Origin of the sequence: Paraburkholderia lycopersici, assembly GCF_900096975.1 — a bacterium.
Lineage (GTDB): Bacteria > Pseudomonadota > Gammaproteobacteria > Burkholderiales > Burkholderiaceae > Paraburkholderia > Paraburkholderia lycopersici.
This window is the reverse complement of record NZ_FMYQ01000001.1, coordinates 82,550-97,176: the sequence shown is the minus strand read 5'-3', so window position 1 is coordinate 97,176 and position 14,627 is coordinate 82,550. Positions and strand designations below refer to the sequence as shown.

At 67.7% G+C, this 14,627-nt stretch carries 14 protein-coding genes; 8 read left to right on the top strand and 6 right to left on the bottom strand.

Annotation, left to right across the window (positions count from 1 at the left end):
* Positions 1 to 33: 33 nt before the first annotated feature.
* Positions 34 to 882, bottom strand: a complete 849-nt coding sequence (gene trxA / locus BLU17_RS00385; RefSeq protein ID WP_091993002.1) for a thioredoxin — start codon at positions 880 to 882, stop codon at positions 34 to 36.
* Positions 883 to 937: 55 nt separating this feature from the next.
* Positions 938 to 1,831 carry a pirin family protein gene (locus BLU17_RS00380; protein WP_091993000.1) on the bottom strand — a complete coding sequence of 298 codons (894 nt, stop codon included), beginning with the start codon at positions 1,829 to 1,831 and terminating at the stop codon, positions 938 to 940.
* A 196-nt stretch (positions 1,832 to 2,027) separates the two neighbouring features.
* Here BLU17_RS00380 and BLU17_RS00375 point away from each other — a divergent pair, with 196 nt between their 5' ends.
* The gene (locus BLU17_RS00375) at positions 2,028 to 2,924 is read left to right on the top strand and encodes an EamA family transporter (protein ID WP_091992998.1); all 897 of its coding nucleotides are present in this window, start codon (positions 2,028 to 2,030) and stop codon (positions 2,922 to 2,924) included.
* 79 nt (positions 2,925 to 3,003) lie between these two features.
* Here BLU17_RS00375 and BLU17_RS00370 read toward each other — a convergent pair whose 3' ends face one another.
* Positions 3,004 to 4,611: an N-acetylmuramoyl-L-alanine amidase gene (locus tag BLU17_RS00370; RefSeq protein ID WP_091992996.1), complete on the bottom strand. Its 1,608-nt coding sequence runs from the start codon at positions 4,609 to 4,611 to the stop codon at positions 3,004 to 3,006.
* Positions 4,593 to 5,180 (bottom strand): tRNA (adenosine(37)-N6)-threonylcarbamoyltransferase complex ATPase subunit type 1 TsaE, encoded by a 588-nt coding sequence (gene tsaE, locus BLU17_RS00365; RefSeq protein WP_091992994.1) that lies wholly within the window; start codon positions 5,178 to 5,180, stop codon positions 4,593 to 4,595. Before tsaE ends, BLU17_RS00370 begins: the two co-directional genes overlap by 19 nt.
* Positions 5,181 to 5,347: 167 nt before the next feature.
* On the opposite strand from tsaE, the gene queG reads away from it, so the two are divergent.
* The 6 genes from queG to BLU17_RS00335 all read left to right on the top strand — a co-directional run bounded on the left by queG (position 5,348) and on the right by BLU17_RS00335 (position 11,547).
* Entirely contained in the window at positions 5,348 to 6,592 is a 1,245-nt protein-coding gene (gene queG / locus BLU17_RS00360; RefSeq protein ID WP_091992992.1) for a tRNA epoxyqueuosine(34) reductase QueG, read from the top strand.
* Between the two features lie 121 nt (positions 6,593 to 6,713).
* Positions 6,714 to 7,199 carry a methylated-DNA--[protein]-cysteine S-methyltransferase gene (locus BLU17_RS00355; protein WP_091994131.1) on the top strand — a complete coding sequence of 162 codons (486 nt, stop codon included), beginning with the start codon at positions 6,714 to 6,716 and terminating at the stop codon, positions 7,197 to 7,199.
* Positions 7,200 to 7,209: 10 nt separating this feature from the next.
* Entirely contained in the window at positions 7,210 to 8,190 is a 981-nt protein-coding gene (xerD, locus tag BLU17_RS00350; protein WP_425434048.1) for a site-specific tyrosine recombinase XerD, read from the top strand.
* A gap of 55 nt (positions 8,191 to 8,245) precedes the next feature.
* Positions 8,246 to 8,737 carry a Cys-tRNA(Pro) deacylase gene (gene ybaK / locus BLU17_RS00345; protein ID WP_091992990.1) on the top strand — a complete coding sequence of 164 codons (492 nt, stop codon included), beginning with the start codon at positions 8,246 to 8,248 and terminating at the stop codon, positions 8,735 to 8,737.
* Between the two features lie 168 nt (positions 8,738 to 8,905).
* Entirely contained in the window at positions 8,906 to 9,526 is a 621-nt protein-coding gene (gene plsY / locus BLU17_RS00340; RefSeq protein ID WP_091992988.1) for a glycerol-3-phosphate 1-O-acyltransferase PlsY, read from the top strand.
* A 221-nt stretch (positions 9,527 to 9,747) separates the two neighbouring features.
* Entirely contained in the window at positions 9,748 to 11,547 is a 1,800-nt protein-coding gene (locus BLU17_RS00335; protein WP_091992986.1) for a methyl-accepting chemotaxis protein, read from the top strand.
* Positions 11,548 to 11,727: 180 nt separating this feature from the next.
* On the opposite strand, the gene BLU17_RS00330 is transcribed toward BLU17_RS00335, so the two are convergent.
* Positions 11,728 to 12,213, bottom strand: a complete 486-nt coding sequence (locus tag BLU17_RS00330) for a YajQ family cyclic di-GMP-binding protein (protein ID WP_091992984.1) — start codon at positions 12,211 to 12,213, stop codon at positions 11,728 to 11,730.
* Between the two features lie 260 nt (positions 12,214 to 12,473).
* Between BLU17_RS00330 and murB the strand changes: the two genes are divergently transcribed.
* Entirely contained in the window at positions 12,474 to 13,529 is a 1,056-nt protein-coding gene (gene murB / locus BLU17_RS00325; RefSeq protein WP_091992981.1) for a UDP-N-acetylmuramate dehydrogenase, read from the top strand.
* 51 nt (positions 13,530 to 13,580) lie between these two features.
* Here the strand turns inward: murB and BLU17_RS00320 are convergent, their stop codons facing one another.
* Positions 13,581 to 14,408: an EAL domain-containing protein gene (locus BLU17_RS00320; protein WP_091992979.1), complete on the bottom strand. Its 828-nt coding sequence runs from the start codon at positions 14,406 to 14,408 to the stop codon at positions 13,581 to 13,583.
* Positions 14,409 to 14,627 lie beyond the last annotated feature (219 nt).

The window sequence follows — 14,627 nt, the reverse complement described above, 5'->3', positions numbered from 1 at the left end:
GACGAACAGGACGCCGTGCGGCTGCGCGGCGTCTCAGTTCAATGCCGCGCTCAGCTTGCGCCGCCATTCGCTCACGAGCTGCGGCTGATGCGCCGCGAGGTCGAACACCGAAAGCATGGTCTTGCGGCCCACGTCGTCGCGGAAGCTTCTGTCGCGCTTGACGATCTCCAGCAGGTGCTCGAGCGCGCCCGCATATTTGCGCCGCGCGATCAGCGCGTTCGCCAGATCGAAGCGCGCTTCGAGATCGGCGGGGTTGGCGGCCACCTGGGTTTCGAGCGCGTCGGTGGGCGGCAGGTCGGCGGCGGCGTCGAGCGCGTCGAGGCGCGTCTTGAGGGCGTTGAAGCGCGCGTCGATGCCCTGCGTGGTCTTCGGCGAAAGCAGATCGACTTCCTTGTGCGCCTCGTCGGAGCGGTTGTCGGCGAGCAGCATCTCGATCAGGTCCATGCGCACTTCGTCGTTGCCCGGATCGAACGCGAGCGCGGCCTGCAGCGCTTCGTAGGCTTCGTCGCGGCGGCCTTCGGCCAGCGCTTCCTGGGCGGCGCGGCGCGCGGCGTCGGCGCCGTCGGGAATCAGGCCGTCCAGGAACTGGCGCAACTGGCCTTCGGGCAGCACGCCGACGAACTGATCGACCGCCTGGCGGTCCGCGAACGCCACGACGTGCGGAATGCTGCGCACGCCGAAGTGCGCGGCGAGCTCCTGGTTCTCGTCGACGTTGACCTTCACGAGCTTCCATTTGCCCGCATACTCCGCTTCGAGCTTTTCGAGCATCGGCCCGAGCGTCTTGCAAGGGCCGCACCAGGGCGCCCAGAAGTCGACCAGCACCGGCGCGAGCGCCGACGCTTCGATCACGTCTTTTTCGAAAGTGGCGAGAGTGGTGTCCATTGCGTCCTCGTTGAGAAATCCGTTATGCCGCTAGTTGGGGACGAAACGCGCCGGTTCAATCGGCTGCGGGGCGCGGCTTCTTCTCCGGCAGCGCAATCCATTCCGTTTCGCCGGGCACGTGCCCCATTTCCTGGCGCGTCCAGGCTGCCTTCGCGGCTTCGATCTTCTCGCGCGAGCTTGCCACGAAATTCCATTCGATGAAGCGCTCGCCCTTGAGCCTCTCCCCGCCGAGCAGCATCACGCGTGCCCCGTTGGCGCTCGACAGCGTGACGGTTTCGTCCGGCACCAGCACGGCCATCGTGTGCTGTTCGAGCGGCGTGCCGTCGATCGCGAGATCGCCTTCCACGAGGTAGACGCCGCGCTCCTCGTGTTCCGCGTCGAGCGCGAATGCGCTGCCCGGCGCGAAGTCGGCGGCCACGTAGAGCGTGCCCGAAAAGGTTTCGACGGGCGAAGTCGCGCCGAACGCCGTGCCCGCGATCACGCGCATCGCGACGCCGTTGCGCTCGACTTCGGGCAGCGTCGCGGCGGCGTGGTGGAAGAACGACGGCTGCGTGTCTTCGTGATCGAGCGGCAGCGCGACCCACGTCTGGATGCCGTGCATGGTGTGGCCCGTGGCGCGGTCTTCGTCGGGCGTGCGTTCCGAGTGGACGATGCCGCGGCCGGCCGTCATCCAGTTCACGTCGCCGGGCACGATTTTCTGCGTCGAGCCAATGCTGTCGCGATGCATGAGCGCGCCGTCGAAGAGATAGGTGACGGTGGCGAGACCGATATGCGGATGCGGGCGCACATCGACGCCGGAGCTCGGCGCGAGCGTGGCGGGGCCCATATGGTCGAAGAAGATGAACGGGCCCACGAGGCGCGCCGCGAGCGCGGGCAGCACGCGCCGCACGTAGAGATTGCCGATGTCGCGTTGGTGAGGCTTGAGAACCGCTTTGATCGATGAGGACATGGACGCTTCCTTGATGACTCGTACGGCGCGTGGTCGCGGCGAAATCGGCGCGCCGGCAGGCCGCGCGCGGCTGGCGCCCATTCTAACCCCCGCCCCGACGGCGTGCGGCTTACGCGCGGGCCGCCCGGCGCGCCGCCCGGCGAGGCGGTAAGATTCCGATTCGACAAAAAAAGTTTGACCAAAAGAGGAGCAGGAGATGTCGCCGAAGGACTTGTTGCTCGCGCTCGTGGTGGTGCTCGCGTGGGGCGTGAATTTCGTGGTGATCAAGGTGGGGCTGCATGGCGTGCCGCCGCTCCTGCTCGGCGCGCTGCGCTTCATGCTGGCGGCGTTTCCGGCCGTGCTGTTCGTGAAACGCCCGCAGATGCCGCTGCGCTGGCTCCTCGCTTACGGCGCGACGATTTCGCTCGGGCAGTTCGCGTTCCTCTTCACGGCGATGTACGTGGGCATGCCCGCGGGTCTTGCGTCGGTCGTGCTGCAGGCGCAGGCGTTTTTCACGCTCGGCTTCGCGGCGTTCTTTCTGCGCGAGCGCTTTCACGCGCAGAACGTGATCGGTCTGCTGATCGCCGCGGGCGGCCTCGCGCTGATCGGCGTGCAGTCGATGGCGGGCGGCGCGCAGGGTATGACGCTTGCCGGCTTCGTGCTGACGCTGTGCGCCGCCTGCATGTGGGCGCTCGGCAACATCGTCACGAAGAAGGTGGGCAAGGTGGATCTCGTCGGCCTCGTGGTGTGGGCGAGCCTCGTGCCGCCGCTGCCGTTTCTCGCGCTTTCGTACTGGATGGAAGGCCCGCAGCGCATCGAGCAGGCGCTCTCGGGCATCGGTGCGGCGTCGGTGGGCGCCATCGTCTATCTGGCGTTCGTCGCGACGCTCGTTGGCTACAGCCTCTGGAGCCGCCTGCTCTCGAAGTATCCCGCAAGCCAGGTTGCGCCGTTTTCGCTGCTCGTGCCCATCGTCGGGCTGGCCTCGGCCTCGCTGCTGCTCGGCGAGCGGCTCACGTCCGCCGAGATCGGCGGCGCCGTGCTCGTGATGGGCGGCCTTGTCGTCAACGTGTTCGGCGGCTGGGTCAGGCAGCGCCTGGGCGTCGTGCGCCCGTAAGCCGTCCGCTCCATAAGACAACGCCGCGCGAGCCCGTGGGCGTGCGCGGCGTGTCCGGTTTGCGCCGGGCGGCCGGCGTTCAGGTCATGCGGCTCTTCGCGAGCGGCGGATTGGCCGCGAAATAGCGCTTGATGCCCTTGAGAATTGCGTTCGCCATCTTGTCGCGATAGGCGTCGTCGTTGAGCCTCGTCTCTTCCTCGGGATTGCTGATGAACGCCGTCTCCACGAGGATCGACGGGATGTCGGGGGCCTTGAGCACAGCGAAGCCCGCCTGCTCGACCGAGCCCTTGTGCAGCTTGTTGATCTCGCCGACTTCGTTGAGCACGAAGCCGCCGTAGCGCAGCGAATCGCGGATCTGCGCCGTCGTGGACATGTCGAAGAGCGCGCGGTTCACGGCGGCGTCGGCCGTCTGCACGCTGATGCCGCCAATCTGGTCCGACGAGTTCTCCTTGGTCGCCATCCAGCGCGCCGCGGCGCTCGAGGCGCCGTGCTCCGAAAGCGCGAACACCGACGAACCGCGCGCGGCCGGCGTAGTGAACGCGTCGGCGTGTATCGACACGAAGAGGTCCGCGCCCACGCGCCGCGCCTTCTGCACGCGCACGTTCAGCGGCACGAAAAAGTCGGCGTCGCGCGTCATCATCGCGCGCATGTTGGGCTGGGCGTCGATCTTCGCGCGCAGCTTCTTCGCGATGTCGAGCGCGACGTGTTTCTCGTACGTGCCCGCGCTGCCGATCGCGCCCGGGTCCTCGCCGCCGTGGCCCGGATCGATCGCGACGGTCAGGAGGCGCGTGGTGCCGCCCTTGCCGGACCTGGGCGCGGTGAAGCCGTAGTTGTCGTCGTCTGCGTTGCCGTTGTCGCTGTCATTGCCGTTGTCGTTCTTGCCGTCGTTTTTGTTGTCGCTTTTGTTGTCGTTACGCTGCGCCACGACGGGCGGCTTCGGCGCGGCAGGCTTGCCCGCACGCGCCGCGATCCCGGCCGGCGGCACCGGCGGCGCAGGACGCGGCGCGCTGGGCGACGGGCCCGCGTCGTTCTGCGCGTAGCGCTCGAAGAACGCGTCGCTGTTGTCGTGCGCGGGCGGCGTGTTGGGCCCCGCGAGCGTCGAAGGCGTGGCAGGCGGCACGCTGTTCTTCATCGCCTCGTGCGCGTCGAGCTGCTGCTGCTTGCGCTCGGTCTGCGCGAGCAGGTCCATGAGCGGGTCGGGCGCCACGGCGGGATAGAGGTCGAACACGAGCCGGTATCGGTACGAGCCCACCGGCTGCAGCGTGAACACCTGCGGCTTCACCGAGCCCTTGAGGTCGAACACCATGCGCACGACGTGCGGCTGGTACTGCCCGACGCGCACGGCCTGGATCTGCGGGTCGTTCGGCGTGATCTTGGAGACGAGGTTCTTGAGCGCGTCGTCGAGATCGAGTCCGTTCAGATCGACCACGAGCCGGTCGGGGCCCTGCAGCATTTGCTGCGAGTTCGCGAGCGGCTGGTCCGATTCGATGGTGACGCGCGTGTAGTCGCGCGCGGGCCACACGCGCACGCCGATCACCGAAGTGGCCCACGCGAGGCGCGGCACGGCAAGACCGAGCACGAGCGTGGAGGCGCCCGCCTTCAGGATCTGCCGGCGACGCCAGTTGTGCGTGGCGGTCGCGGCCGATTCGATCGAGCGGAACGGTTTGATTAACATCTTTCTAGACATGCCTTTCCTGATGCGCTGTATGCGTATGCGGTGAGCACGCGGCCTTCGCCGCTTGCATCGGGCTCGAGCGAGAACACGAGATCGGGCACGCCGAGGAGGCCGCCCGCGCGTTGCGGCCATTCGACGAGGCATACCGCGCCTTGCGCGAAATATTCGCGAAAGCCCGAGTCGGCCCATTCGGCCGGATCGCTGAAACGGTACAGATCGAAGTGATAGAGCTGGAGTTCCCCGTGCTTCGCGTCGCGGGCCGCTACCGTGTACGGCTCGACGAGCGTGTAAGTGGGGCTGCGCACGCGGCCCGTGTGGCCGAGTGCGCGCAATGCGGCGCGCACGAGCGAGGTCTTGCCCGCGCCGAGGTCGCCGTGCAGTTGCACGTGCAGGCCATGAAAAGGCGGCGCGCCGTGAACCTGCGCGCCGCTCGCGCGCAGCGCATCGAGCGCCTGCGCGAAGCGTGCGCCGAAGGCGTCGGTGGCGGCGGCATCTGCGAGATCGAAACGGCGCTCGAGAAGAACGTCTGCCGATGGATCGAGCGGAAGCGGCGCGTGGTCGTGAGCGGGCGTGTCGGGCATTCTCGTAAAATGACGTAATGAACCCCACGCATTCCCCGTCCAACTCCGCGCAGGCTTTGCGCGCGTCTTCGGAGGCGCTCGACCTCGCGTCCGCTCAGGCGCGTACTCAGGCGCGTGCTCAGGCACCTGCGCCGCGAGATTCGTCTGCGCCTGCTGCCGGGCAGGCCATGCCGCTCGACGAGGCGGCGCTCGCCGCGCTCGCGGCGCGCATCCGGACGTGGGGGCGCGAGCTGGGGTTCGGTGCGATCGGTATCAGCGACACCGACCTTTCCCATGCCGAGGCGGGCCTCGCCGCGTGGCTCGAAGCGGGCTGCCACGGCGAGATGGATTATATGGCCAAACATGGGATGAAACGCGCGCGGCCCGCAGAGCTTGTGGCCGGCACGCGACGCGTAATCACGGCGCGCATGGCCTATTTGCCCCTCGGCACGCTCGCGCCGAATGCGGCGGGAAAGACGCGCGAAAGTGCTTCGCAAGGCGGCCCGGATGGCGGTGACGGCGCTGGCACGAACGTCGCACGCGAAAGCGTCCACGCCGACTGGCGCTTGCGCGAGCACGCGCGCCTGGCCGACCCGCATGCGGCGGTCGTGTCGATCTACGCGCGCGGCCGCGACTATCACAAAGTGTTGCGCGCGCGCCTGCAGCAGCTCGCCGGGCGTATCGAGGCCGAGATCGGCCAGTTTGGCTTTCGCGTGTTTACCGACTCCGCGCCCGTGCTCGAAGTCGAACTCGCGCAGAATGCGGGCGTGGGCTGGCGCGGCAAGCACACGCTGCTCCTGCAGCGCGACGCGGGCTCGCTCTTCTTTCTCGGCGAAATCTACGTGGACGTGCCGCTGCCCACCGACGCCGACGACCCCGCCAGCGCCGCACCCGAAACGCCGGGCGCCCATTGCGGCAGTTGCGCGCGTTGCATCGACGCGTGCCCGACGGGCGCGATCACCGGGCCGTACCGCGTGGATGCGCGCCGCTGCATTTCCTATCTGACGATCGAGCTCAAGGGCAGCATTCCCCTGGAGTTGCGCGAGCTGATCGGCAATCGTGTGTATGGCTGCGACGACTGCCAGCTCGTCTGTCCGTGGAACAAGTTTGCCCAGGCCGCGCCCGTCGCCGACTTCGACGTGCGCCACGGGCTCGATTGCGCGAGCCTCGTCGACCTGTTCGGCTGGAGCTCGGCGCAGTTCGACGAACGCATGCAGGGCAGCGCGATACGGCGCATCGGTTACGAGAGCTGGTCGCGCAACATCGCGGTCGCGATGGGCAATGCGCTGCGCGCGACGCGTGAAGACGCGGGCAATGCCGGCGATGTCGCCGATGTTGCGCGCGAAGCCATCGTGAACGCGCTGCGCGCGCGTGAGCGCGACGAGTCGGCGCTCGTGCGCGAGCACGTGCGCTGGGCGCTCGAAGCGGCCTGAAGCGGCCTGAAGCGGCGGCGAACTGATGACGGCGGAGGCAAGCATGACCGATGACGCGCTGGCAATCGCGCGCGCGACGCGGCACCATGTCGGGCAACGTTCGCGCACGAGGGAGGCAACGATGTTCAACGCAGTGATCGATGCACCGTTCGGCAAGGTCGGCATCCGCACCGGCGGGCAAGCGGTGCGCGAAATCGTTTATCTGCCTGGGCACGCGGCGCGCGTCGAGCCCGATTGCGAACTCGCTTCGCGCGCGGTTGAACAGATCGAACGGTATTTCGAAAGCGCGGACGCGGCCTTCGACCTGCCGCTCGCCTTGCTCGGCACGCCGTTCCAGCAGCGCGTGTGGGACGGCATCCGCGCGATCGAGGCGGGCGACATGCTCACGTACGGCGAGCTCGCGAGGCGAATCGGCAGCGTCAGCGCGCGCGCCGTGGGCCAGGCGTGCGGCGACAATCCATTCCCGATCGTGATTCCATGCCATCGCGTGGTGTCGGCGAGCGGCATCGGCGGCTTTGCACATCACGGCGGCGACGGCTTCTTTCGCGACGTGAAGCGCTGGCTGCTCGCACACGAATGCTCCTCGAACCGGTTTCAACTGCGCTAACACGATGACGATGACGATGACGACAAATCCGCCGCCGCTCGTGGCGAACGAGGCCACCGAAGAGGGGGAGCACGCCCTCGAACCCGCCGCGGCCGAAGCGCTCGCGGCAAGCCTCGCCGCCATCGACACGTTCTGCGACGCGATGTGGCTCGAGCACGGCCTCTCGCGCAATACACTCGACGCATACCGGCGCGACCTGCGGCTCTTCGCGCAATGGCTCGCGCGCGAGCGCGCCAACGCGCTCGACACGACCCACGAAGACGATTTGCTCGCCTACAGCGCGCGCCGCAAGGACGACAAATCGACCTCGGCGAACCGCCGCCTGTCGGTGTTTCGCCGCTATTACGGCTGGGCGCTGCGCGAGCAGCGCGTGCAGTCGGACCCGACCGTGCGCATCCGCTCGGCGAAGCAGCCGCCGCGCTTTCCGTCCACGTTGAGCGAGGCGCAGGTCGAGGCGCTGCTCGGCGCGCCCGACGTCGCCACGCCGCTCGGCCTGCGCGATCGCACGATGCTCGAGCTGATGTACGCGAGCGGCCTGCGCGTGACCGAACTCGTCACGCTCAAGACGGTCGAGGTGGGCTTGAACGAGGGCGTCGTGCGCGTGCTCGGCAAGGGGTCCAAGGAGCGTCTGATTCCGTTCGGCGAAGAGGCGCACGCGTGGATCGGGCGTTACCTGCGCGAGTCGCGGCCCGCGCTGCTCGGCGCGCGCACGGCCGACGCGCTCTTCGTGACCGCGCGCGCCGAAGGCATGACGCGCCAGCAGTTCTGGCACATCATCAAGCGCCATGCGGCGGCCGCGGGCGTGCACGCGCCGCTCTCGCCGCACACGATGCGCCATGCGTTCGCCACGCACCTGCTCAATCACGGCGCCGATCTGCGCGTCGTGCAGCTTCTGCTCGGCCATAGCGACATCTCCACCACGCAGATCTATACGCACGTCGCGCGCGAGCGGCTGCGGCTTCTGCACGCGAAGCACCATCCGCGCGGCTGAAGTTTGCGCGGTCGGCCGGCACGGTCGTTGCAGGCTGCGCGATTACAATGCCCGGATGAGCAAAACGAAACATGTATCGGAAACGCCCGCCACGCAAATGCTGCGCCGCGCGGGCGTCGCGTTCGGCGAGCATCCCTACGGGTACGTCGAGCATGGCGGCACGGCCGAATCCGCGCGCCAGCTCGGCGTGGACGAGCATCGCGTGGTCAAGACGCTCGTGATGGAGGACGAGCACGCGAGGCCGCTCATCGTTCTCATGCACGGCGACCGCAAGGTGTCGACGAAAAACCTTGCACGGCAGATCGGCGCGAAGCGTGTCGAGCCGTGCAAGCCCGAAGTCGCGAACCGCCATTCGGGCTATCTGGTGGGCGGCACGTCGCCGTTCGGCACGAAGAAGACCATGCCCGTCTACGTCGAATCGACCATACTCGAGCTCGACGAAATCTGGCTCAACGGAGGACGGCGCGGCTATCTGGTGAGCCTCGCGCCCTCGGTGCTCACGTCGCTGCTCGGCGCGAAACCGGTCCAATGCGCGAGCGTCGACTGACGCGCGGGCCGCGCCTTGCGGGCGTTGCCCGTTGCTTCCCTGATTTACCCTGGTTTGCGACCGGCGCGCGGGCAGCGAGCGCCCGCGCTTCGGTAAAATGAGCGCCGTCGCGCGTCGCCGGGCGAACCAGCCCGGCGCGCATCGTTCCACCTCCTCCGGGTTTCGTGCATGTACAACCTGTTCGTCGCCGTTCTTGCCTATCTGATCGGCTCGGTTTCGTTTGCCGTGATCGTGAGCGCCTTCATGGGCCTCGACGATCCGCGCTCCTACGGCTCCGGCAATCCCGGCGCGACCAACGTGCTGCGCAGCGGCAACAAGAAGGCCGCGATCCTCACGCTGATCGGCGACGCGTTCAAGGGCTGGCTGGCCGTCTGGCTCGTCGCGCACTTCGGCCCGCGCTACGGGCTCGGCGATGCGGCCATCGCGCTCGCCGCGCTCGCCGTGTTCCTCGGCCACCTGTATCCCGCGTTTTTCCGCTTCAAGGGCGGCAAGGGCGTCGCCACGGCGGCCGGCGTGCTGCTCGCCGTGAATCCGGTCCTCGGCGCCGCCACGCTCGCGACCTGGCTCATCGTCGCGTTCTTCACGCGCTACTCGTCGCTCGCCGCGCTGGCGGCCGCCGTGTTCGCGCCGCTCTACTACGTGTTCATGTTCGGCCCACGCGTCGTCGCACTCGCCATTCTCGCCATGAGCGGGCTGCTGTTCTGGCGGCATCGCGCGAACATCGCCAAGCTCATCGCCGGCAAGGAGAGTCGCATCGGCGAGAAGAAGGCCGCTGGGGCGGGCAAGTAAAGGCGATTTGAGCCGCGGCGGCACCCACTGTGCTGCCGCTCGCCGTTCCTCCGATTATTCCCCTGATAAATCGCTCATCGCCGGGCATCTTCCGGCAAGTAGCGACTCAGGGCGCTTTTTCTGCGTGCGCGCCCTTAAGACCGCCGTGCGACCTGCCGTAAACCCTGATAGTTCCAGATCGGTTTTCGCAGGTTCCTCCTCTACCCACACGGCTTTCCTCCATGTTCTCTACCATCCGCGCGCGCATCGTCGCGCTTTGTGTGGTCATCGTCGTGTCCGCGCTCGCCGCGAATACCGCGCTCGACTACTTCGTCGCCGACTCGCACAACACGGAGTCGATCGACGGCATGCTCACGGCGCTCGAAGACAGCCATGCGCAAGGCGTCACCGACTGGGTCGCGGCGCACGTGAGAATGATCGATTCGCTGCAGGACGCCGTGCTCGGACCCGATCCCATGCCGGCGCTCAAGCAGATCGCGACGGCGGGCGGCTTCACGAACGTCTACGTGGGCTACGCGGACAAGACCTCGAAGTTCTCGGACCCCACCGGCATTCCGCCCGACTACGACCCGACCGTGCGCCCCTGGTACAAGCAGGCCGTGGCGGCCGGCAAGGCCGTCGTCACGCCGCCTTACGTGGACATCGGCTCCGGCAAGCTCGTAGTGGCGTTCGCGGAGCCCGTGATTCGCGACGGCGCGGTGAAGGGCGTGATCTCCGGCGACGTGGCGATGGACAGCGTGATCGCCAACGTCCGCTCGATTCATCCCACGTCCGCGAGCTTCGGCATGCTCGTGGACGCGAGCGGCGCGATCGTCGCGCATCCGGACCCGAAGCTCACGCTCAAGCCCGTGTCGGAACTCGCCCCCGCGCTGGCCGGCGATCGCCTGAACGCGCTGTTCTCGGCCAGCGCGCCGCTGGAGGTGGACGTAAACGGCGACACCAAGCTGATGCGCGCGCAAACGATTCCGGGCACCGACTGGCGCGTGGTCGTGGCTCTCGACCGTCATGATGCGACGGCGGCCATGCGCTCGCTTCTCACGGCGTCGCTCGTGGCGCTCGTGGTGATCGGCGTCGCGGCCGCGGCGATCGCGGCGGGCGCGACCGGCGTGTCGTTCCAGCGCCTTTCGCGCGTGCGCGACGCGATGGACGCGATCAGCACCGGCGAGGGCGATCTCACGAAGCGGCTGCCCGCCGAGGGCAACGACGAGGTCGCGCAGATCGCGCGCTCGTTCAACGCGTTCATGGACAAGCTGCGCGACGTGATGCGCCAGATCCGCGACGCGAGCGAATCGGTGCGCACGGCGAGCGACGAGATCGCGTCGGGCAACGTGGATCTGTCGGGACGGACCGAATCGGCCGCGGCGAGCCTCGAAGAGACGGCCGCCTCGATGGAGCAGATCACGGCGACGGTCGCGCAGTCGGCGAACGCGGCGCAGCAGGCCGACGTGACGGCGGCAACGGCTTCGCAGGCGGCTTCGCGCGGGGGCACGGTGATCGGCGACGTCGTGCACACGATGGGCGACATCGAGCAGGCTTCGGTCAAGATCGCGGACATCATCGGCGTGATCGACGGCATTGCGTTCCAGACCAACATTCTCGCGTTGAACGCGGCCGTGGAAGCGGCGCGCGCGGGCGAGCAGGGCCGCGGCTTCGCGGTGGTGGCGGGCGAGGTGCGCAGCCTCGCGCAGCGCAGCGCCCAGGCGGCGCGCGAGATCAAGGCGCTGATCGAATCGACGGTTTCGAGCGTGAGTTCGGGCTCGCAGCTCGTGCGCCACGCGGGCGCCACGATGGACGAGATCGTCGCGAATGTCTCGAACGTGACGACCATCATCTCCGAGGTGACGCACGCGGCCGACGAGCAGACGCGCGGCATCCAGGAGGTGAACCGCGCGGTGAGCCAGCTCGACGAGATGGTTCAGCAGAACGCGGCGCTCGTCGAGCAGTCGACGGCGGCGGCGGCGGCGTTGCGCGGTCAGGCAGCCAGTCTCGCCAATGCGGTGGGGCGGTTCAGGCTGGATTGATGCTGGAGAGGGCGATTCGCACCGCCCGATCGAAACCGGGCCCGTGAATCTCGAAACGCTGCCGGACACCGACGAGGTGCCGGCGTTGCCGGTAGTGACGGCGGACGAGGCGGGAGAAAAGCGGGTGTGAAGCAGAGGGCGTGAAGCAGCGGGGCGGTGCGGGCCGCCCCGCGGGATGCGTCAATCGCGGAAGTTGTTGAAGTCGAGCGGCGTATCGGTCACGTCCTTGCGCAGCAAGGCGATCACGCTTTGCAGGTCGTCGCGCTTGGCGCCCGTCACGCGCACCGCGTCGCCCTGAATGCTCGCCTGCACCTTGATCTTGCTGTCCTTGACGAGCTTCACGATTTTCTTCGCGAGGTCGCCCGACACGCCCTTCTTCACGGTGATGACCTGCTTGACCTTGTCGCCGCCGATCTTCTCGATCTTTCCGTAGTCGAGGAAGCGCACGTCCACATTGCGTTTGGCCATTTTCGAGACCAGCACGTCCTTCACCTGGCCGAGCTTGAAGTCGTCGTCGGCGAACGCGGTCAGTTCGCGCTCCTTCTGCTCGACGCGCGAATCCGAGCCCTTGAAGTCGAAGCGCGTGGAGATTTCCTTGTTGGATTGCTCCACGGCGTTCTTTACTTCGATCATGTTGGCTTCGCAGACGACGTCAAACGATGGCATTGCTTTCTCCCAAAAGTGCGAGCGGCGAACGGCGGCGCGACGGCGGCACAAAGCGCTGCGCAATCGATGCGCCCGCATGCCATGCCCGATTTCCGGCGGCGGTTCGCGCACTCGCTATAATCACGGACCGACGCCATTCTACCGGCGCCGTTGCGTTTGCCCAAGGCTGCCTGCGGCGCGGCCCGGCGTCCACTGGCTCCCCTGGCGGTTTGCCCGGCCTTTTTCCATCTGCTTTGCTGTCCGTGTTCCGTTCCTCTCCGATGCCCGTCCTCCAAACGTCCGTCGATTCGTCTCCCGTGTGGTTCGCCGCCGGCTATCCGCTGCGCGCGCACAACACGTTCGGCTTCGACGTGCGCGCGCGCTACGCGTGCCGGGTCGAGAGCGAGGCCGATCTTGCCGCCGCCGTGCGCGACCCGCGCGCGCAGGGCTTGCGCACGCTCGTGCTGGGCGGCGGCAGCAACGTCGTGCTCACGCGCGACTTCGACGGTCTCGTGCTGCTCATGGCGCTCGCCGGCAAGCGCGTCGCGCACGAGGACGGGCAGGCGTGGTACGTGGAGGCGGCCGCGGGTGAGAACTGGCACGAATTCGTGGCCTGGACGCTCGAAGCGGGCATGCCGGGCCTCGAGAACCTGGCGCTGATTCCGGGCACGGTGGGCGCGGCGCCCATCCAGAACATCGGCGCCTACGGGCTCGAGATGGCCGAGCGCTGCGTCGCGGTGCGCGCGATCGAAATGGCCACGGGCGCGCCTGTCGAATTCGATGCGCAAGCCTGCCGGTTCGGCTATCGCGACAGTTTCTTCAAGCGCGAAGGGCGCGAGCGTTTCGTCGTTACCTCGGTTGTCTTCCGTCTGCCGAAGGTGTGGCAGCCCAACGCGGGCTATGCCGATCTCGCGCGCGAACTCGCGCAGCGCAACGCCGGCGACTCGCCGCGCGCGCGCGCCGTGTTCGACGCGGTGGTGGCGGTGCGGCGCGCGAAACTGCCCGACCCGCTCGAACTCGGCAACGCGGGCAGTTTCTTCAAGAATCCCGTGATCGACGCGCCGCAGTTCGATTCGCTCGTCGCGCGCGAGCCGCAGATCGTTTCGTACCACCAGGCCGACGGGCGCGTGAAGCTCGCGGCGGGCTGGATGATCGACCGCTGCGGCTGGAAGGGCCGCGCGCTGCGCGCGGCGGCCGTGCACGAGCGTCAGGCGCTCGTGCTCGTCAATCGCGGCGGGGCGACCGGCGCGGACATCCTCGAACTCGCGCAGGCCATCCAGCGCGACGTGCTCGCGCGCTTCGGCGTGGCGCTGGAGCAGGAACCCGTCAGCCTCTAGGCACCAGGCTGCGAGCCGAGGCGCGCAGCCACGCCTGCGCCCTCACGACTCTCAAACCACCTTGTCCTGGGCCGCGAACACCGGCCCCTGCACGAAGCGCACGTCGTACTGCTGCAACTGCTCGAACTGCGCCGCATCCACCACGCGATTGAAGATGAGCGGAATGCGCAGCCGCGCCGCATAACTCACGAGCGGCTTCACCATCGAATCGCGCAGCGCCGAAGTCGCATCCATCTTCACGAAGTCGGGCCGCGCCATGTCCGACACCGAGAGAATCTGCCCGGCATTGGGCAGGTTGCCGGCCACCTTGAACCCATACCGCTGATAGCTCTTCGTGAGATAGCCGAGAAACGTGCGGTGCGCGACCGCAGCCGACGGCAGTTCGATCACGATGCGCCCGGGATTGAGCCCGAACGATACCAGCACGTTCGAAAAATGCCGTCCGTGGTCGTACTTCACGCTCTTCAGAAGCCGTTCGTGCACGCGCAGGAAGAGCAGGCCGTGCTGCTGGCCGCCCAGAAAGTTGATCGCATGAAGCGCGCGCACCATGCGGTCGAGCGCGACGAGTTCGGGATCGTCGAGCGCGTCGCCGAACGGGTCGCAAGGCGCGATCTGGCCGTCCTGTTCGCGCAGCGTCACCGCCTGATAGCCAAGCTCGTCGCCGAAGCGCGCGGCCGCCGCGATGTCGGCCGCGAGCGACTGGGCGCCGCTGTGCACGCTGATGTCGTAGATCGGCTCGTAGGCGCTCAATAGCTCGATGCCGCGCCGCTTCGCCACGGCTTCCTTGTCGTGCGCACCGCGGCCCATCGCGAGATGCTCGCCAAGAAACGGATGGTCGGCGGAGCGAGCGACGAGCTCGGGAATGGTCGGAGCGATCATGATGATGTGGCGGAGCGGGGATGAATGGCGCGAGCCCGGACTGAGGGCCGCATGACCCGATGGTAGCAGCCCGCAGCCGCGCCGGATGGTCTGATTGGTCATAACGTTATCGGCCGTGCGCGGCCGTTCTGGAGGCCATGGGTCGTGGGTCATGCGCCAGGGTATACACGTAATTTCACTAATCGTAATTCGTTTTACCATCCGTAAATCGCGTGGCGA